The sequence below is a fragment of the Marinactinospora thermotolerans DSM 45154 genome (assembly GCF_900167435.1).
Lineage (GTDB): Bacteria > Actinomycetota > Actinomycetes > Streptosporangiales > Streptosporangiaceae > Marinactinospora > Marinactinospora thermotolerans.
Genome location: NZ_FUWS01000020.1, coordinates 1 through 17940, shown reverse-complemented (window position 1 = coordinate 17940; position 17940 = coordinate 1). Strand labels below are relative to the sequence as shown.

The 17940-nt window shown below is 72.8% G+C and carries 15 protein-coding genes; 8 read left to right on the top strand and 7 right to left on the bottom strand.

Annotated features, from left to right (window positions below):
* Positions 1-183 precede the first annotated feature (183 nt).
* Positions 184-387 carry a cold-shock protein gene (locus B5D66_RS23850; RefSeq protein ID WP_078764071.1) on the bottom strand — a complete coding sequence of 68 codons (204 nt, stop codon included), beginning with the start codon at positions 385-387 and terminating at the stop codon, positions 184-186.
* A gap of 299 nt (positions 388-686) precedes the next feature.
* On the opposite strand from B5D66_RS23850, the gene B5D66_RS23845 reads away from it, so the two are divergent.
* Positions 687-3002: an FdhF/YdeP family oxidoreductase gene (locus B5D66_RS23845; protein ID WP_078764070.1), complete on the top strand. Its 2316-nt coding sequence runs from the start codon at positions 687-689 to the stop codon at positions 3000-3002.
* A gap of 462 nt (positions 3003-3464) precedes the next feature.
* Positions 3465-4145: a trimeric intracellular cation channel family protein gene (locus tag B5D66_RS23840; protein WP_078764069.1), complete on the top strand. Its 681-nt coding sequence runs from the start codon at positions 3465-3467 to the stop codon at positions 4143-4145.
* A 91-nt stretch (positions 4146-4236) separates the two neighbouring features.
* On the opposite strand, the gene B5D66_RS23835 is transcribed toward B5D66_RS23840, so the two are convergent.
* The gene (locus tag B5D66_RS23835) at positions 4237-5145 is read right to left on the bottom strand and encodes a LysR family transcriptional regulator (protein WP_144390306.1); all 909 of its coding nucleotides are present in this window, start codon (positions 5143-5145) and stop codon (positions 4237-4239) included.
* Between the two features lie 213 nt (positions 5146-5358).
* On the opposite strand from B5D66_RS23835, the gene B5D66_RS23830 reads away from it, so the two are divergent.
* On the top strand, positions 5359-6288 hold the full coding sequence (locus B5D66_RS23830; protein ID WP_078764068.1) for a threonine/serine dehydratase: 930 nt from the start codon (positions 5359-5361) through the stop codon (positions 6286-6288).
* A 495-nt stretch (positions 6289-6783) separates the two neighbouring features.
* Here B5D66_RS23830 and B5D66_RS23825 read toward each other — a convergent pair whose 3' ends face one another.
* The gene (locus B5D66_RS23825; protein WP_078764067.1) at positions 6784-7089 is read right to left on the bottom strand and encodes a 4a-hydroxytetrahydrobiopterin dehydratase; all 306 of its coding nucleotides are present in this window, start codon (positions 7087-7089) and stop codon (positions 6784-6786) included.
* Positions 7090-7256: 167 nt separating this feature from the next.
* Between B5D66_RS23825 and B5D66_RS23820 the strand changes: the two genes are divergently transcribed.
* Positions 7257-7949, top strand: a complete 693-nt coding sequence (locus tag B5D66_RS23820; protein ID WP_394330086.1) for a lysophospholipid acyltransferase family protein — start codon at positions 7257-7259, stop codon at positions 7947-7949.
* A 214-nt stretch (positions 7950-8163) separates the two neighbouring features.
* Here B5D66_RS23820 and B5D66_RS23810 read toward each other — a convergent pair whose 3' ends face one another.
* Positions 8164-8763: an ATP-binding protein gene (locus B5D66_RS23810; RefSeq protein WP_078764064.1), complete on the bottom strand. Its 600-nt coding sequence runs from the start codon at positions 8761-8763 to the stop codon at positions 8164-8166.
* Positions 8764-9073: 310 nt separating this feature from the next.
* Here B5D66_RS23810 and B5D66_RS23805 point away from each other — a divergent pair, with 310 nt between their 5' ends.
* Positions 9074-9925 (top strand): helix-turn-helix domain-containing protein, encoded by an 852-nt coding sequence (locus B5D66_RS23805; RefSeq protein ID WP_327309353.1) that lies wholly within the window; start codon positions 9074-9076, stop codon positions 9923-9925.
* Positions 9876-10067 carry a DUF397 domain-containing protein gene (locus B5D66_RS23800; RefSeq protein WP_078764062.1) on the top strand — a complete coding sequence of 64 codons (192 nt, stop codon included), beginning with the start codon at positions 9876-9878 and terminating at the stop codon, positions 10065-10067. The genes B5D66_RS23805 and B5D66_RS23800 overlap by 50 nt, the downstream gene beginning before the upstream one ends.
* A 366-nt stretch (positions 10068-10433) precedes the next feature.
* On the opposite strand, the gene B5D66_RS23790 is transcribed toward B5D66_RS23800, so the two are convergent.
* Both B5D66_RS23790 and B5D66_RS23785 read right to left on the bottom strand, forming a co-directional pair.
* A complete protein-coding gene (locus B5D66_RS23790; protein ID WP_078764060.1) occupies positions 10434-12815 on the bottom strand; it encodes an ABC transporter permease in 2382 nt (793 codons plus the stop codon).
* Positions 12815-13582, bottom strand: coding sequence for an ABC transporter ATP-binding protein (locus tag B5D66_RS23785; RefSeq protein ID WP_078764059.1), 768 nt, complete (start codon positions 13580-13582; stop codon positions 12815-12817). Before B5D66_RS23785 ends, B5D66_RS23790 begins: the two co-directional genes overlap by 1 nt.
* Positions 13583-13692: 110 nt before the next feature.
* Here B5D66_RS23785 and B5D66_RS23780 point away from each other — a divergent pair, with 110 nt between their 5' ends.
* Together B5D66_RS23780 and B5D66_RS23775 are read left to right on the top strand one after the other, a co-directional pair.
* Entirely contained in the window at positions 13693-14913 is a 1221-nt protein-coding gene (locus B5D66_RS23780; RefSeq protein WP_078764058.1) for a sensor histidine kinase, read from the top strand.
* Positions 14898-15545 (top strand): response regulator, encoded by a 648-nt coding sequence (locus B5D66_RS23775; protein WP_078764057.1) that lies wholly within the window; start codon positions 14898-14900, stop codon positions 15543-15545. The genes B5D66_RS23780 and B5D66_RS23775 overlap by 16 nt, the downstream gene beginning before the upstream one ends.
* Positions 15546-15695: 150 nt before the next feature.
* Here the strand turns inward: B5D66_RS23775 and B5D66_RS23770 are convergent, their stop codons facing one another.
* Positions 15696-16223 carry a PH domain-containing protein gene (locus B5D66_RS23770; RefSeq protein WP_159457315.1) on the bottom strand — a complete coding sequence of 176 codons (528 nt, stop codon included), beginning with the start codon at positions 16221-16223 and terminating at the stop codon, positions 15696-15698.
* Positions 16224-17940: the final 1717 nt, after the last annotated feature.

The following is a 17940-nucleotide window of genomic DNA, read 5'->3' as shown; positions in this document are numbered from 1 at the left end:
GCGCCGAACCCGCCGGGGACACCGTCCCGCACGGCGACGGCCACGACCGGAACACGCGGCGGCGGACGGTTCCGCGCCGACGACAGGACACGAGATCACTCGGAGGGGAGACAGGGCCGGAAACGACGGCGGGGCCGCCCGGATCCCCGGGCGGCCCCGCTGGCACGCTTCGAAACGCGAGACCTAGATGGCGCGGACGTTCTCGGCCTGCGGGCCCTTCGGGCCCTGCGTCACGTCGAACTCGACGCGCTGGTTCTCGTCAAGGTTACGGAAGCCGCTGCCGGCGATGTTGCTGTAGTGGACGAAGACGTCCGGGCCGCCGGCGTCCTGGCTGATGAAGCCGAAGCCCTTTTCGCCGTTGAACCACTTCACGGTTCCCTGAGTCATGCGATACTCCGATTTCTGAGATCGGTTCCGGCCCCGCGCCCTGCGGGTCGGAGGGTGCTGCGAACCTTTCCCGAAAACGAAAAACGCCCGCCGGTCAAAAACTCCGCGGGCGATCACATGCGATCAGGCGAAATCAAGACTGCAACCCGTGGACCACGGTACCACATCATGCGCCTCCTGTCGCATCCCCATCACACGCGGCCCGTTCCCCGCGTCGCGCAGGCCGGCTGGGACAATGAATCCCGAGCTCGCGGAAGCGGGCACCCGGATGGTCACCAACGTCGGCAAGGGAGGGCACCATGTCCAGCGCGCCCATCGAAGACCCCCGTCAGGACCGGCCCCGCATCGGTCCCCCGGGGCACGCCGCCGCCGGACTGCCCGCCGTCACCAACGCCCTGCGGACGACCGGACGCCAGGCCGGCGCCCGACGCGGCCTGCGGCTGCTGCTCGACGTCAACCAGAAGAAGGGCTTCGACTGCCCCGGATGCGCCTGGCCCGAGGACGAGCGCAGACACCTGGCGGAGTTCTGCGAGAACGGGGCCAAGGCCGTCGCCGAGGAGGCGACCCGGCGCGCGGTCGGCCCCGACTTCTTCGCCCGCCACTCCGTGGCCGACCTGGCCCGACGGTCGGGTTACTGGCTGGGGCAGCAGGGCCGGCTCACCCACCCGATGTACCTGCCCGAGGGGGGCACCCACTACGAGCCGATCGGCTGGGACGCCGCCCTCGACCTCATCGCGGCGGAACTGCGCGGCCTGGACTCGCCCGACGAGGCCGTGTTCTACACCTCCGGACGCACCAGCAACGAGGCGGCGTTCCTCTACCAGCTCCTCGCCCGGCGGCTGGGCACCAACAACCTGCCCGACTGCTCCAACATGTGCCACGAGTCCTCCGGCTCGGCGCTCACCGAGACCCTGGGGGTCGGCAAGGGCAGCGTGCTGCTGAAGGACCTCTACCAGGCCGACCTCATCATCGTCGCCGGGCAGAACCCCGGCACCAACCACCCGCGGATGCTCACCGCGCTGGAGAAGGCGAAGCGCGCCGGGGCGCGGATCATCACCGTCAACCCGTTGCCCGAGGCGGGGCTGGAACAGTTCAACAACCCGCAGTCCCCCCTCGGCCTCCTCGGCCGCGGCACCCCGCTGACCGACCTGTTCCTCCAGATCCGCCTGGGCGGCGACCTCGCGCTGTTCAGCGCGCTCAACCGGATGCTGGTACAGGCCGACGAGCAGGCCCCGGGCACGGTGCTGGACCACGACTTCGTCGAGACGCACACCCACGGCTTCGCCGACTACCGCGCCCACCTGCTCAAGACCCCGGACGAGGAGTTCTGGGCCGAGGTGACCCGGGCCACCGGCCTGCCGCGCGCCCGTATCGAGGAGGCGCTGGCGCTGGTGCTGGCCTCGAAGCGGATCGTGGTGTGCTGGGCGATGGGCCTCACCCAGCACCGCCACTCCGTGCCCACCATCCGCGAGGTCGTCAACTTCCTGCTGCTGCGCGGCAACGTGGGACGGCCCGGCGCGGGGGTGTGCCCGGTGCGCGGGCACAGCAACGTCCAGGGCGACCGCACCATGGGGATCTTCGAACGTCCCGCGCCGGAATTCCTGCGCGCCCTGGGCGCGGAGTTCGGCTTCGAGCCGCCCCACCACCACGGTCACGACGTCGTGCGCGCCATCCGCGCCATGGGCGAGGGCGCGGTGCGGGTCTTCTTCGCCATGGGCGGCAACTTCGTCTCGGCCAGCCCCGACACCCTCGCCACCGAGGCGGCGATGCGCCGCTGCCGGCTCACCGTGCACGTGTCGACCAAGCTGAACCGCTCCCACGCCGTCACCGGGGCCCGCGCGCTGATCCTGCCGGCGCTGGGGCGCACCGACCGTGACGTGCGCGACGGCCGGGAGAGGTTCGTCACCGTCGAGGACTCCATGGGCATGGTGCACGCCTCGCGAGGCAGCGTGCCCCCGTTGTCGGACCAGATGCGCGCCGAGGTCGACATCGTCGCCGAGCTGGCCCGGCGCACCTTCGGGCCCGAGGACCCCGTGCCCTGGGAGGAGTTCGCCGACTACGACCGCATCCGCGACCGGATCGAGCGGGTGGTGCCCGGGTTCGACGACTTCAACGCCCGGGCGCGCCGCCCCGGAGGGTTCACGCTGCCGCACGCGCCGCGGGACGAGCGTTCCTTCCCCACCGCCACCGGCCGGGCGAACTTCACCGTCAACGAGCTGACCGTGCTCGAAACCCCGCCGGGCCGGCTGCTGTTGCAGACGCTGCGCTCCCACGACCAGTACAACACGACGATCTACGCGCTGGACGACCGCTACCGGGGCATCAAGGACGGCCGCCGGGTGGTCCTGGTCAACCCGGACGACTGCGCCGAGCTCGGGGTCAAGGGCGGGGACTACGTGGACCTGGTGAGCGAGTGGCGCGACGGCGTGGACCGGCGCGCGCCCCACTTCATGGTGGTCGAGTACCCCACCGCCAAGGGGTGCGCCGCGGCGTACTACCCCGAGACCAACGTGCTGGTACCGCTGGACTCCACCGCGGAGGTGTCCAACACCCCCACCTCCAAGTCCGTGGTGGTCCGCCTGGAGCCCGACTCCGGAGCCCCGCTCCCCTCCTGATCCCCGCCGCTCCCACGGGCCGTTCGGCCCGGGCGCCGGCGGTGGAGCGGGGCCGCGCGCCGGTCGGGGGCGTCCGCCGACGGCGGTCACCTCGCCGCGGGGCCGGGACGCGGCCGTCCTCCCGTTCCTAAGGACGGTATGGGCGATGAGGAGAGACACCGGGGAGAGCGGGGCGACACGACCACCACGCCTCCCCCGGTGGCACGCCCGCGGCGCGCCCCGCCCCTCCGGACCGCTGACCGGGTGAGCGGCCCACCGCGCCTCCCCCGGCGTGGGAGGCGCGCGCCCCCGTGGCACGGCCCGGGACGCGCCCGACGGGCCACGCCCTCCCCCGGACACGGTGCCGGCTCCCCACGGCACGCCGTGGCAACGCGCCAGGTCCCGGTCGGGCGCCATGGCTCTGTCACCATGGCTGGGGCGCGCCGGCGCCCGGAAACCGGGCCGAAGAAAAAGGAGGAGGTCATGGACGTCACCACCGCGCCGACGCCGGCCCCCTTCAACCTGCTGCTCGCGCTCGACCTGCTCGGCGTGTTCGCCTTCGCGTTGGACGGCGCGCTCACCGGGATCCGCTCGGCGCGCGTGGACATCGTCGGCGTGGCCGTCCTGGGGGTGACCACGGCCATCGGCGGCGGGATCATCCGCGACCTGCTGCTCGGGGTGACCCCGGCGACCTTCGGGGACTGGCGCTACCTGGCCGTGGCGATGGCCGGGGCGCTGCTCGCGTTCTTCCTGGGCCACCGGATGGACCGCCTGGCCACCCCGATCGCGTTGGCCGACGCGGCGGGGCTGAGCCTGTTCTGCGTGGCGGGGGCCGCCAAGGCGCTGGAGCACGGTTTCGGCCCGGCGCAGGCGGTGATCCTGGGCGCGATCACCGGCGTGGGCGGCGGCACGCTGCGTGACGTGCTGATCAACCGCATTCCGGTGGTGATCTCCCGGGACAGCGACATCTACGCCATCCCCGCCTTGCTCGGCGCGGGCGCCTTCACGGCCGCGGCCGTGATGGGTCTGCCCGGCGCCTGGACCGCGGGCGTCTCCGCGCTGCTGTGCTTCGTCATCCGCGTGGTGGCGGTGCGCTACCGCTGGAACGCGCCGGGGCCTCCCGGGACACGACGCGGGGAGGCGCCCGGCCGGGACGGGCGCTGAGACCCTTCTCTCCTCGGCGTCGGCATCGGCGTTCGGCGGGGAGCACAGCCCGCCGGCCGGCCCCGTCCTGCTCTTTCCGCTCCCCTCTCCGTCAGCCGAGGGCACCACGGGCCGTGGCGCGCAGGGTCGCGACCATCGCCGGTACGGGGTCACGGGGCCGGATCCGGTGGACGACGTAGATCGTGCGGGCGAGGTCGTGCCCGCGCAGCCGGGCCGTCCGCCAGCCTCCCGACACCGAGGCGCGCAGGATCGTGCGGGGTACCAGGCCGACCCCCAGTCCGGCCCGGATGAGCGCGAGCACCACCTCGTAGTCGCGCGTCTCGTAGACGACCTCGGCCGTCACCCCCTCGGCCGCCGCGGCCTCCTCCAGCGTGGCGCGGTTGGAGATGCCGGGCGCCCCGCAGATCCACTCCTCCCCCTCCAGGTCGGCCAGGCGCAGGTCGGCGCGGCCGGCCGCGGGATGGCGCTCGGGCACCACCAGCAGGAGGGGGTCGACGAGCAGGCGTTCCCGGTGCAGCCCGGTGGCCGCGGGCAGGACGGCCCCCGGGTAGTGGTGGGTGATGAGCAGGTCGAGGTCGCCGGCGACGACGAGCCCGTACCCCTCGGGGGGTTCCACGTCGGACAGGGCGAGCCGGACGTGGGGGTGGGCGCGGCCGAAGGCCACGAGAGCCGCGGGGACCAGGGTCTTGCCCGCGCTGGCGAAGGCGCCGAGCGACAGTCTCCGGGGCTGCCGTCCCGCCGCGGCGCGGACCGCGGCCTCGGCGTCGCGCAGCTCCCCGAGGGCGCGCTCGCCGTGCTGGAGCAGGATCCGCCCCGCCTCGGTGAGGCGCGCGCCCGAGCGTCCCCGCTCCACCAGGGTGCATCCCAGCTCGCGTTCGAGTTTGGTGAGCTGCTGGGACAGCGCGGGCGGGGTGAACCCCAGGCGGGTGGCCGCCGCCGAGATCGACCCGGCGTGGGCCACCTCGACGAACACCCGAAGCCGGTTGGCGTCCAAGGTCATGTCGTCTCCTCGGGGCGGCCGAGTCGCGCGTGTGCCTGCGGCGCGGGCGACCATGCCGCTACGCTGGCGAAACGTGCGCGACGAGCGTCATGCCGGCCGGACGCCGGAACGGTCGCGGGCTCCGCGCGCCACCCGTCCTGACGCAAAGCCCTGCTTAATCGTCGTTAGCAAGGCTGGCTTCATCTTAAAGATCGGCACAGGCAGAGTGGGAACATGACTTCGACCACGGCAGTCCCGACCTCCCTCCCGACCGCCACGGACGTGGGCGCGGCGGCCGAACGCATCGCCGGCCGCGCTCGCCGCACCCCCCTGCTGCACGCCACCGTCGACGGCCGTCCACTGACCCTGAAGCTGGAGCACCTCCAGCTCACCGGGGCGTTCAAGCTGCGCGGCGCGCTCAACGCGATGCTCGCCGCGGGCTCGCCCGCGCGGGTCGTCACCGCTTCGGGCGGCAACCACGGGCTGGGGGTGGCCACAGCGGCGCGGCTGCTGGGGACCGAGGCGGTGGTCTATGTCCCCGTGACGGTGCCCGAGGCCAAGGCGCGCCGCCTGGAGGCGTCGGGCGCCGAGGTGGTGCGGGTGGGCGCCGACTACGCCGCGGCGGCGACGGCTGCGGCGCGGCGGGCCGAGGCCGAGGGGATCGCCTACCTGCACGCCTACGACCACCCCGACGTGGTGGCCGGACAGGGCACGATCGGGTTGGAGATCCGCGCCGACGCCCCCGAGTGCGACACCATCGCCGTCGCCGTGGGCGGCGGCGGGCTGGTCGCCGGTGTCGCGCTGGCGGTGGAGGGCGGGTGCCGCACCGTGGCCGTGGAGCCGAAAGGGTGCCACAGTCTGCACGCGGCCCTGGAGGCGGGTCGGCCCGTCGACACCTCGGTCGACTCGGTCGCCTCGTCCGCGCTGGGCGCCTCCCGCCTCGGCGAGGTCCCCTTCCAGGTGCTGCGCGACCATCCGGTGACCCCGGTCCTGGTGGACGACGCCGAGATCCTCGCCGCGCGCGACCGGTTGTGGGAGGAGTTCCGCATCGCCGCCGAGCCCGCCGCCGCGGTGCCGTTCGCGGCGTGGCTGGCCGGCCGGGTCCCCGGCGAGCACCCGTGCCTGGTGGTGTGCGGCGCCAACGCCGACTGGACACCGGCCTGAGGGCGCGGATCGGCCACGGGACGGGAGCGGGGAGGTGGGCGCGCCCGTCCGGACCGGCGGGAGGGTTGCGGGGCGGGACGCGCCTTCCACGCTAGGAACCCGACGCTCGTGGAGCCGGCCGGCGCCGCGTCGTCGGGCCGGGAGGGTGGGCGCCGGCCGCGGGGGCCGGTGCTGTCGGCTCTGCCGGGGCCGGCCCGAAACGACGCCTGACCCTCCGCCGGCGCGTCCGGGCCGCGATGAGACGCCCGCCCATTCCGCGGGGCGTGGGCCCCGCCCCGCGTCCGCGTACCGCTCGGCCGGACGGCCCCTGCCCGCGGCCGGGGCGTCCCCGGCGCGGCGGAGAAGCCGTTGCCGTCCCGCTCGCCGACCTCCCCGAGCCCCCCGGCGTGGCCTGGCGGGTCCTCCCCGACCGCCGAGCCATCGGTCTTGGGGGCCGGGCCGCGAGGGCCGCCGGACGGGACGGAGGGCGTCCTTCGCGAAGGCGCGGAGGTGGGGTCAGGGCGCCGGCGGCGCGGCGTCGGCGCCTCCCATCTCGATGGCCCTGTCGATGCGGGCGGCGACCTCCACGTCCGTGGCGGTGACCCCGCCCGCCTGGGGCGTGGCCACCCGCAGCACCACCCCGTTGGGGGTGTCCACCATGGCGACGTGGTCGGCGTCCTGGCCCGCGACACGCTCGACGGTCGCCTTGAAGCCGGCGGGGTCGTCCGTGGGCGCGAGCCGGGCCAGCGAGTCCACCTGGTGTTCCCACTCGGCGAGCGTGGCCAGTGCGACCGAGATCTCGTCGTCGGACAAGGTGCGCATCGTCGGTTCTCCTTCGTGTGCTGCCCTGCACTGTCGCGTGGGCCGCCCCTACCCGCTTCCACCGGTCGATCACCCCTCCCCGCTCCGGTGATCCCGGGGCGGCGCGGTCCGGGCCGGCGATAGGTTTGCCTGGGACCCGCCCTCGGTCCACGCCTGCGGCTTTTCGGATGCGGTTGGAGGAACCGGTGCTCTACGACATGACCCGGCGGATCGGCTCGCTTCTGGGCAGAGCGGTGTACCGGCCGACGATCGAGGGAGTGGAGCACATCCCCGCCACCGGTCCGGTCCTGCTGGCCAGCAACCACCTGTCGTTCTGCGACAGCGTGGTCATCCCCCTGGCGGTACCGCGCCGGGTGCGTTTCCTGGCCAAGGCGGAGTACTTCGAGGGGGCCGGGGTCCGCGGACGGCTGTCGAAGGCGACCTTCTCGGCCCTGGGAGCGGTGCCGGTGCGACGCGGCCGGGGCCGTGACGCCGTCGACGCGCTGGAGATCGGCCTGCGCATCCTCAAGGACGGCGAGGCGTTCGCCATCTATCCCGAGGGCAGCCGCTCCCCCGACGGGCGGCTCTACCGCGGTCGGACCGGTGTGGCGCACCTGGCGTTGACCTCCCACGCCCCGGTGGTCCCGGTGGCGCTGTCGGGCACCCAGGAGATCCAGCCCATCGGCGCGCGGTTGCCGCGGGTGCGGCCCATCCGCATCCGTTTCGGCGCTCCGCTGGACTTCTCGTTCGGTTACGACCACCTCAAACCCGGGCGGGCCCGGCGCGTGGTGACCGACGAGATCATGGCCGCCATCCAGGCCCTGTCGGGGCAGGAGGAGGCCGGCGGCTACAACGAGCACGCCTCGCGCGCGGAGGGGTGACCCCTCTCCCGCGCTCCACGCCCCTGCGGCACGGGGACCTCTCCCGGTCCGCGATGAGCGGTGGGCCGCCGGCCGGGAAGGCGACGTGTCCTTCGCCGGCCCGACGGAGCGGGCGGCGAAGGTCTTCGGTGGCGGGGCGTTCCCGTCGACGCCCCGCCGCGAGGCGGCCCGGGACGAGCGCCCGCCCGCGCCCGGGACCGGCGCGCGGACGGGGTCATAGATCGAGCCGGGTGTTGTCGCCCTGGTGCTGTCGCGCGGTGGGCCGCAGGCAGCGGAGCTGCTGGGGCCAGTACCGACGTGTCGTGTCGCGCCGGGGAAGCGAGGGACGCTCGCCGCAGGGAGGGGCGTCCTCCCCGTGGTGGGCGGCGCCCTCCTGCCCGGTCCCCTCCCGGGAGCGGCGGTCCGGCCGCGCCGACCAGGTGAGCAGGACGAAGGTGCCGTGTTCGAGGGGTTCCAGGGTCCGGTACTCCGCGGCCAGTGCGGTCACCAGGAGGAGCCCTCGTCCCCGCGTCGAGTCGGCCGGCGCCTTCCTGACCCGGACGGGCCCCCGGACGCGGGGCGGACCGGTCCGGATGTTCACCGAGACCCCCCGCTCTCCGACGTCGACGTGGAGTTCGAACGTGCCCCCGGGGTCACCGCTGCGGGTGTGCTGGATGGCGTTGGTGGCCAGCTCCGAGACGATCAGCTCGGCGTCCTCGATGATCCCGCTGGGCACCACGGCCTCCGATGCCGTCCACAGCGTCGCGACCAGGAAGCGGCGCGCGGCGGCGACGCTTTCGGGGACGCCCGGGAACCGGGTGGAAAAAACCGTCATATCGCACCCGCCTACTTCTGACACCAGAACACGCGCGGACAAATGTGAACAACTTGCCGATACGCTTTAAACGGCAATTCCCCCAACAAGGGAACCATCGTCATTCTGGCGATATTCCGCCTCATTCTCCTCGCCTACCCCTCCACGCCGAGGCCGAGGTCCGTCACCGGTACCCCCACCGGACGGAACCGTTTTCCCTCAAGAACGACACTGGCCTGTTATGACTTCTGACCTCAACCGATCTCACTCGACGGTAAAGTATGGTCACGCCGGGTGAAGATTGGTGAACCCATAGCGATGGCAGGTGAACATGACACGCGCCCCTCACCCTGTCTGGCGACGTTTCGGTGAAACACTTTTACGGATACGCAGCGAGGCGGAAGTAACCCAGGGGCGATGCGCACAGGCCTGCCGCGTGGTCCCCTCCATGATCAGCCAGATAGAGACCGGCGTGAAGAAACCTCGCCGGGAACACGCCGTGGCGCTCGACCGGGAACTGATGACCGGAGGGGAACTCACCGAGTTATGGGACAACCTGTTCCGCGAGATACAGAGTCCCTCATGGTTTCAAGACGGCCTCCTGCTGGAACGCGAGGCCACCGAGATCCGTGATTACCAGACCCTGATCCTGCCCGGGCTGTTACAGACGCCGGCCTACGCGCGGGCGATCCTGGCGACCGGCACCTGGCACTTCAAGAGCGAGGACCCGGAGAGCCGCGTGGCCGCCCGGATGAAACGGAAGGAGATCATAGGCCCAGGTGGCCCCATCCTGTGGTTCGTCGTGGGGCACGAGGCCCTGCGTCGCGAGGTGGGGTCGCGCGAGGTGATGCTGGAGCAGTTCCGGCACCTGCTGGAACTCATCGAAGCCGGGAACATCCGCTTCCAGGTGACGATGCCGGATTCTCCCACCCACCTGGGAACGAGCGGATGTTTTCGGACGATGTCCTTCCATTCAAAGCCACCCGTCGCTTTCGCCGAATATGTGACTGGAGAGCACATATTACGCAGGGAAAGCGACGTCAGATCTTACAATATGCTCTTCAGCATGCTGCAGGGAGAGTCTTTCTCCAGCAGTGAAAGCGCAGCCGAAATACGAAAGAGAATCGACCAGTATGAACAGGCCCGTCAACCTCGACTGGCACAAGAGCAGCTACAGCAATAACGGTGGAAACGCCTGCGTCGAGGTGCTCCTGGGAGAGGAGATCCTCGTACGCGACACCCAGAACCGCCCGCTCGGACACATCGCCTTTCCCGGATCCGAGTGGGCCTCCTTCCTGGCGGATGTGAAGTCCGAACGCCTGTAGCCCAGAAGGAGCGAACACCCCCTCCAGCACAGAAGGGGGTGTTCCAGGCCGGACGACGAGAAAAGGACCTTCGCCGGAAATGCCACGAAGCGTCCTTGTCTCATCGGCGGCACGGCCCTCGATCCCCGAAAAGTCCGGCGACGTCCACGGAGGTTCGCCGGACGCCGGATCAGCGCGTTCCCGGCCGCGTGAAAAGCGCGCACCGCCCGACCCGTTCGGCCGGGACGCCCCGCCCTCCCGACACGGGGTGCGGCCCCCTGGAGCGAGGGACCCGGCCGGCCCCGCCCTCGGCCGGGGCGGAGCAGGGCCGCGCGTCCCGTCTCCCGGAAAGGACCCCCGGCGCGGACCGGCCTGGCCGCCCTCGCCCTACTCCTCTCCCCTCGCCGCCGCCCACCAGGTCACGGCCGCGCTCGCCCCGACCGCGAGCGCGAGGGAGCCGAGAACCACCGCGGCGAGATAGGAGGGGCTGACCTGGAGGCCGACCTCCGTGGCGGTCGCCTGGGACAGGCCCGAGGCCATGCCGGCCAGCGGGGGAAGAGCCGCCAGGATCCCCAGCAGCGCGCCGACGGCGACGACGACACAGGTCTCGGCGGCGGAGTACGACAGCAGTTGCCGTGTCGTGGCCCCCGCGGCCCTCATCACGGCGAAGTCGCGCCGCCGCCCGCGCGCGGCCATGGTCACGCTGTTGGCCATGGCGATCCCGCCGTAGCCGACGGCGACGACGATCAGCATGGTCGCGAGGCTGTCGGTCAGTCTCGCGTCGGTGTCGTAGTCGTCGAGCGCGTATCGCACCGCGTCGTGCACGGCCGTACCGGGGACGACCGATGTGGGCTCCGCCCGCGCCGGGACGAAGATGTCGTCGGTGAGCGCCGCCGGATCGTGCGCGCGCACGAGCTCACGGGAGACCACGAAGTCGCCCCGGCCCGGATCGTCGGGAAGGACCTGCGCGACGCGCAGCCTGACCGTGGCACCGTCGGCGAAACGCACCTCGTGGTCGTCACCGGCCTCCACCCCCAGCAGCCGCGCCGTCGTCGCGCCGAGCACCGCCTGCCCCGGCCTGTTCCAGCGCGGATCCCGCGAGCCGAGTACGTCGATGACCGTGAGCTCGCCGTCCGCGTCGCGGACGAAGGCCCGGGTCGGCAGGGCCGCCTTGCCCACGGGATTGGCGTCGACCACCTCGTCGGTGTTGCCGGGCGTCCCCTGCGGGGTGACGATCACCTGCCCTTCGAGGGCCAACGCGGCCCCCGCCGGATAGGCAGCGCGCATCGTCTCCACCATGCCGCTGAGCAGGACGGCGAAGCCGACGACCACGATGACCGGAGCCGCCAGGGACGCCGCCCGGGGCGCTCCGGCGCGCAGCTCCGCGCGCACGAGGAGTGCGGTGGCCGAGGCGCGGCGCGCGAAGGGCAGGGTGAGCACCCGTCCGACGGGAGCGACCACCACCGGGGCGAGGAGCGCCGCGGCCACGATGAGCGCCATCGTCGTCAGGACGGCCGTGTTGACGCGGTTGTCCGCGCCGGCCGCCGCGGTGACGACGGCGAGCACCACGCCCAGGCCGAGCACGACCAGGCCGACCGTCCGGCGCGTCCGCCCCGTCGCGGGGTCCTCGACCTCGCTGTCCGACAGTGCCTCGACCGGCGCCACCGCAGCGATCCGCCGGCCGGCCCACCAGGCGCCCAGGAGGCTGACGCCGACGCCGATCGTGGCGGCGGTGAGCAGCGGCCACGCCGCCACCCTCAGGTGGAGTTCCGGCGGTGTCACGTCGAGCCCCACCAGGATCCCGCGCAGCAGCGGCGCGGCGCCGAGGCCCACCGCGCATCCGGCGAGCGAGCCCAGAAGGCCGATGGCGCCCGCCTCGCCCAGGATCATCCGGCGCACCTGGGACGGGGTCGCGCCGATCATCCGCAGCAGGGCGATCTCCCGGCGCCGCAGCCCCGTGGCCAGGGCCAGCAGGGAGGCGACGACGAACACGGTGGTGAAGAGGCCGAGCGCCGCCATGGCGCCGATGAGCTGCGTGCCGAGGAACCGCTTGTGCGCCATGTGCTCGGGCTGGAGCTCGGAACGGTCATCGCCCCAGACCACGCTCGCCTTGTCGCCGACGACGTCGCGGGCCTCGGCGGCGAGCGCGTCGGCGGACACGCCCTCGCCGGCGACCAGGGCGATGGAGCGGACCCCCGGTTCCTGCCGGGCGGCGAAGTCGTCCGTGAAGTAGTAGCCGGGACCGTCCACGGTGCCGACCACGTGGAAGGGGGTGCGCCCGGCGGTGATGTTCACGGTGAGGGTGGCGCCCACCCCCACTCCCAGCGCCCGGTCCACCACGACCTCGTCGGCCGCGGCCGGCGCCCGCCCGGTGCGGAGCTCGTAGGGTGCGAGGCGCGCGCTCGACCAGCCGTGTCCCGCCTCCAGAGCCCCCTCGTCCTCGACCGGTTGGCCGTCGAGGAACGCCTGCGCGTAGAACGAGCGGTCCGCCACCACCGAGGCCACGCCGGGCAGGGCGCCCAGTTCACCCATCAGCGGTCGCGCCTCGTCGGGGCTCCACGGCACCCTGTCCTTGGGGACTCCGTCCGGGTCCAGCGCCTGCGGGGGGAGCACGAGCACGGAGGCGGCCGCCAGGCGGGGCTCGACCCTGGGCCTGGTGGAGTCGTAGACGACCAGGGTCGCGGTGGTCAGCGCCACGCCGGTCAGCACCGTGACGAAGGTCGCCAGGAACCCGCTCCACCGTTCGCGGAGGTTCGACAGGGCCAGCATCACGCCTCCAGCCGGGCCATGTGCGTGGCGATGGAGGCGCCGTTGCGGACATCGGAGTCGGAATCCACGACGATCCGGTCGGCGATGCGGCCGTCCTTCAGGAAGACGACGACGTCGGCGACCGCCGCGGCCGTCGGGTCGTGGGTGACCATGAGGGTGGTCTGTCCCTCCTCGTCGACCAGCCTGCGCATCGTCTCCAGCACCTCGCGGGAGGTGGCGGTGTCCAGTGCCCCGGTCGGTTCGTCGGCGAACAGCACGGCCGGCCGGGTCACGAGCGCCCGGGCCAGCGCGACGCGCTGCTGTTGTCCTCCCGACAGCTGGCCGGGCCGGTGTCGGGCGCGTTCGGCCAGTCCGACGGCGGCGAGCGCGGCGTCGACCTCCTCGCGGGGGACCCTGCGCCCGGCGAAGCGTGCGGGGAGTTCCACGTTCTGCGCCGCGGTCAGCGACTCGACGAGGTTGAAGGACTGGAACACGAAACCGATGTGGTCACGCCGCATCTCGGTGCGTTCCCGCTCGGAGAGCCCGCCGATGTCGACCCCGTCCACCACGACCCGGCCGGCGGTGGGCCGGTCCAGTCCGGCCGCGCACTGCAACAGCGTGGACTTCCCCGACCCCGAGGGGCCCATGATCGCGGTGAAGGAGCCGCGCGGGAAGCCCATGGTGACGCCGTCCAGCGCGGCGACGGAACGGTCGCCGCGGCCGTGCACCTTTCGGAGGTCGTGCAACTGGACCGCGTCTGATGTGTGTGTATGTCCGACGGTGATCATGCCGTCGATCCCACCGCGCCGGCCGCCGGCGCCGCACTACCACGCGTCCCACTTCACAAGTACAGCCAGCTCTACTCAGAAAGGGCGGGCCGGTGGGGTACCTTCTTCGCGTGCGTCCCCGAACGGCCTGGCAGGCGATGGCGCAACGGCCCCTCAGGTTCCTCTCCTCCGGCTGGCCGTGGCGCTCGCTGGCGTACCTGGTCACCGGTGTCGTGGTCGGCGCGGTCGCCGTGGGGGTGTTCGTCGCCGGGCTCGTCGCGGGCCTGGTCCTGCTGGTGGTCCTGGTCGGCGCGGCCCTGCTGGTCGGCGTCGTCCTCCTCTCGATCGCCGTGGCGGCGGTCGAGCGGTTCCGGCTGCGCCTGGTCGACCTGGACGGGATACCCGACCCGCACCGGCCGCCGGCGGAGCCGGGCCCGCGGGCCTGGCTGTCGACCCGTCTCACCGAACCCGCCACCTGGCGCGAGCTGCTGTTCACCCTGGTCTCCGCGGCGGCGTTGTGGTGGGTGGACCTGCTGGTGCTCGCCTTCTCCTTCGGGCTGCCCGTCCTCACCTTCGTGTCCATCGACGGCGCCACCTGGCCGTGGGCCGTCTTCGGCGCGGTCGTGCTGGGCGCCTCGCCCTACACCGTGACGTCGTGGGCCGGCGCCCGCGCCGCCCTCGTCCGGACCCTTCTCGCCCCGCGCGACCACGAGCTCGGGGAGTCCCTCCGGGAGGTCCAGGCGTCGCGGGCGCGGCTCATCGACCACTTCGACGCCGAGCGCGTGCGCATCGAGCGCGACCTCCACGACGGCGCGCAACAGCGCCTGGTCTCCCTCGGCATGACGCTCGGCCTGATGCGGCTGGACGTCGCGGAGGGCTCTCCCCTCGATCGACGGCTCGCCCAGGCCCAGGAGCAGCTCTCCGGCGCCCACCGGGAGCTGCGCGACCTGATCCGCGGGCTCAATCCCCCCGTCCTCGCCGACCACGGGCTGGTCGCCGCGATCGAGGACGGGGCGAGCCGCTGCCCCATCCCCATCACCGTCGACCTGGAGCTTCCCGGACGGCTTCCCCGGCACCTGGAGACCAACATCTACTACCTGGTCAACGAGGCGATGACCAACATCGTGCGGCACAGCCACGCCCGGACCGCCGAGATCCGCGGACGCTACCGGTCCGACCTGCTGGTCCTGGAGATCAGGGACGACGGCCGCGGCGGCGCCGATCCGGCCGCCGGCTCCGGCCTGACCGGGCTCGCCGACCGTCTCACCGCCCTGGACGGCCGGATGCGCGTGTCGAGCCCCCTGGGCGGTCCGACCCTCCTGCACGTGGAGATCCCATGCCACTTCGCGTGATCCTCGCCGAGGACTCGACCCTGCTGCGCGAGGGGCTGGTCAGCCTGCTCCAGCGCTTCGGGCACGTGCCCCTCGCCGCCCTCGGCGACGCCGACGCGCTCACCGAGGCGGTCCGCCGTGACCGGCCGGACGTGGTGATCACCGACGTGCGGATGCCCCCCTCGAACGGGGACGACGGCCTGCGCGCGGCCGTCGCCCTGCGCGAGGAGCATCCCCGGCTTCCCGTGCTCGTCCTCAGCCAGTACGTGGAGCGCTCCTACGCCCTGCGGCTGCTCGACTCGCACGGCGGCGCCGCGGTCGGCTACCTGTTGAAGGAGCGCGTCAGCGCGGTCGGCGACTTCATGGCGGCGCTGGACCGCGTCGCCGCCGGGGGGACCGTGGTGGACCCCGAGGTGATCCACCAGCTCGTCCGGCTCCGCCGGGACCCGCTGGAGCGGCTCAGCGCCCGCGAGAGGGAGGTCCTGGGCCTGATGGCGGAGGGGCGGACCAACGCGAGCATCGCGGCGCACCTGTTCGTCAGCGAGGCCGCCGTCAACAAGCACATCGGCAACATCTTCAGCAAGCTCGACCTGCCGGTGGACACCGACGGGCACCGCCGCGTCCTGGCCGTGCTGGCGTTCCTCAGGTCCTGATCCCGCGCGCGGCCGGGGCCGCCGCGCGTCGGCGGCGGTCACGCGGCCGGGACACACCCGCGCGCCTCACCCGCGCGCCCCGACCCACCGGGCGGCGTCCCCGCCGACGGGACCGCGACCGCGCGCTGCGTCCCGCCTCGGCCGGTCCGCTCACAACCGGTTCGCGATCAGGCCGAGCTCTTCGGGGGAGATCACCCCGCGGTCCCGTAGCTCCTTCAACAGGTCGAAGCTCGACACCCCGGCCAGCGTGCCCTGGGCAGGCGGCGTCGGGACGGGCTCGACGGTGCTCCGCTCTCGGGCCATGGCCGCGTGCAGCGCGTCCACCAGCGCCTTGCCATCGGGTTTCTGCACCTGGATGATCTCGCTCTTGATCCCGGCCGCGAACACGACGATCCTGCCGAGCAGGATCCCGCTCATCCACTGCGCGGCGGTGATCGCCTCGAAGGGGAAGATCTCCATGACCCGGCCGGTCAGCGCGTCCCGGACGAACAGCAGGCGGCGGTCGGTGAGGGCCGCCAGCCCGGTCCCCCCTTCGTACACGCCACTGGCCAGATGGGTGACCGTCTCGCCCTCCTCCAGGTTCTCGGCCAGCTTGCGGATCTCACGGTTGGATCCGACCCGGTGGGTCATGCGTTCGCGGGCCGCCCAGATATCGGAACGGAGTGGGCCACCGACCATGAAGAACTCTCCTTCGCACGTGGAACGTCGACCGCTGCGCTCCGGACAGGCTCCCATCCGGGGGCTGGGAGCACAGCAGAGGCCCCTCATCAGGAGCGGTGGTCTCCCGGGGCCGTCGCGACACAGGTGATCGACCGGCTGGAGTCAGGGGGCTTGGCGGGACGTTCGGCCGAGGTCTCCCAGCCGAGCGTTGCGCGTGGTCGGCCGTTCGGCCTGGCGGTTGTGGACCGGCAGGCCGGCGCCGTTGGAAAACGCCGCCTCCGCCAGGCCGTTGGCGGACGATGCCGGGCCCGTCCCGGCCTTCACGGGCCGACCTTCAGTGATCGAGCGGTCCCATGTCAGCGGCACGGTCACCAGGACCGCGACGCTCCTGACGGCCGACGGCCCGCCGATCCGCCGCCCTCGCCGCCGACGGCCACCGCGACGTGGACGCGCCCGTGCGGGTCGATCCCCGCTGTCGGCGACGCAAGGGGCCTCCTGCCGGTCGCCGCGGCCCACGGGACAGAGACGGGCACCCAGGCCAGGGACAGACCTGTCGCGGCCGACGGCCCGGCAGGCTTCTACCGGGCCACTCCCGGCCAGGACTCCCGCTCCGCGGGGCACCGCCGGGGACACGCCAACAGAGAGTCCCGCGGACACGTGTTCCCCGAGTCATCCGGCGCCCCTTGCCGGAGCGCCTTCCGCCGAAGGAGCCCGGCACGTCCAAGAGCGCGCGTCGACGGCGTTCTCGCTCGCGCCGCGCCGCCAAGGGCCGGCCGGGCGGGCCACAGGAACCAGACCGGGAACGTCGGTGGCGACGGTGCGGGAGCCACGCGCGGCCATCTCGGAGTCCTGGCCCCAGGCAGCGAGCGCGCCGGGTGGACGGGCAGGCTCTGGAACAGTGGCGACCAGGACAATCGCGGGCGCTCTCACCACACAAGGCCCGCAGAGAGGACCACAACCGCGTAGACCGCGCCCCATCCCCGCATGAGCGGGGAGCAGCCTGGCCAGCAGTAGCCGTGAGCGTCGGTGTAGGGGCCATCCCCGCGTGCGCGGGGCTCACAAACAGAGGGGCAAGGGGCCGGCCGACGGGTACGGTCCATCCCCACGTGCGCGGGGAGCACAGCTCACGGTTCAGGTTCGCGGCCGCGTGCGCGGGGAGCACCAGTCGGGCTATGGCCATCCTCCGCGCCGAGGGGGGATCATCCCCGCGTGCGCGGGGAGCACTCCGGCTGGCGCAACTACCTGCTGTGGGGGCTGGGATCATCCCCGCGTGCGCGGGGAGCACCTCCAGCACCGATTCGAGCTCCTTCAGCCCCTGGGATCATCCCCGCGTGCGCGGGGAGCACGGGTGCGCGGCGGCCGGAGGGAGAGACCGGGGGGATCATCCCCGCGTGCGCGGGGAGCACTCTTATTGACCTGGGACGTTACCAGCGACACCCCCTGGTTTCGACCACTTCTCAAGAAAAGGGCGAAACGGCCAGTAAGACACGAAACGCCTTCCAAGGGAATTACAGGATTGGCGCGGCCCGCCCTCCCCGACCGAAATGGCAGGACACCCTGTCCGCGTGGATGGAGACCGACCTGGGGCCATCCCCGCGTGCGCGGGGAGCACCTTCTGCGTCAGGGCGGGATGTGCAGCCGGTCCGGGACCATCCCCGCGTGCGCGGGGAGCACCGATGCGAACCTGCATCGGTCGGGCGTCAGTGGGGACCATCCCCGCGTGCGCGGGGAGCAC

Excerpts from the sequence above, each read along its gene's own strand:
- B5D66_RS23785 (WP_078764059.1), bottom strand. The coding sequence starts at position 13,582 with ATGATCACCGTCGGACATACACACACATCAGACGCGGTCCAGTTGCAC.
- B5D66_RS23835 (WP_144390306.1), bottom strand. The coding sequence starts at position 5,145 with ATGACCTTGGACGCCAACCGGCTTCGGGTGTTCGTCGAGGTGGCCCAC.
- B5D66_RS23775 (WP_078764057.1), top strand. The coding sequence starts at position 14,898 with ATGCCACTTCGCGTGATCCTCGCCGAGGACTCGACCCTGCTGCGCGAG.
- B5D66_RS23850 (WP_078764071.1), bottom strand. The coding sequence starts at position 387 with ATGACTCAGGGAACCGTGAAGTGGTTCAACGGCGAAAAGGGCTTCGGC.
- B5D66_RS23840 (WP_078764069.1), top strand. The coding sequence starts at position 3,465 with ATGGACGTCACCACCGCGCCGACGCCGGCCCCCTTCAACCTGCTGCTC.
- B5D66_RS23790 (WP_078764060.1), bottom strand. The coding sequence starts at position 12,815 with ATGCTGGCCCTGTCGAACCTCCGCGAACGGTGGAGCGGGTTCCTGGCG.
- B5D66_RS23770 (WP_159457315.1), bottom strand. The coding sequence starts at position 16,223 with ATGGTCGGTGGCCCACTCCGTTCCGATATCTGGGCGGCCCGCGAACGC.
- B5D66_RS23830 (WP_078764068.1), top strand. The coding sequence starts at position 5,359 with ATGACTTCGACCACGGCAGTCCCGACCTCCCTCCCGACCGCCACGGAC.
- B5D66_RS23820 (WP_394330086.1), top strand. The coding sequence starts at position 7,257 with ATGCGGTTGGAGGAACCGGTGCTCTACGACATGACCCGGCGGATCGGC.
- B5D66_RS23845 (WP_078764070.1), top strand. The coding sequence starts at position 687 with ATGTCCAGCGCGCCCATCGAAGACCCCCGTCAGGACCGGCCCCGCATC.
- B5D66_RS23810 (WP_078764064.1), bottom strand. The coding sequence starts at position 8,763 with ATGACGGTTTTTTCCACCCGGTTCCCGGGCGTCCCCGAAAGCGTCGCC.
- B5D66_RS23805 (WP_327309353.1), top strand. The coding sequence starts at position 9,074 with ATGACACGCGCCCCTCACCCTGTCTGGCGACGTTTCGGTGAAACACTT.
- B5D66_RS23825 (WP_078764067.1), bottom strand. The coding sequence starts at position 7,089 with ATGCGCACCTTGTCCGACGACGAGATCTCGGTCGCACTGGCCACGCTC.
- B5D66_RS23800 (WP_078764062.1), top strand. The coding sequence starts at position 9,876 with ATGAACAGGCCCGTCAACCTCGACTGGCACAAGAGCAGCTACAGCAAT.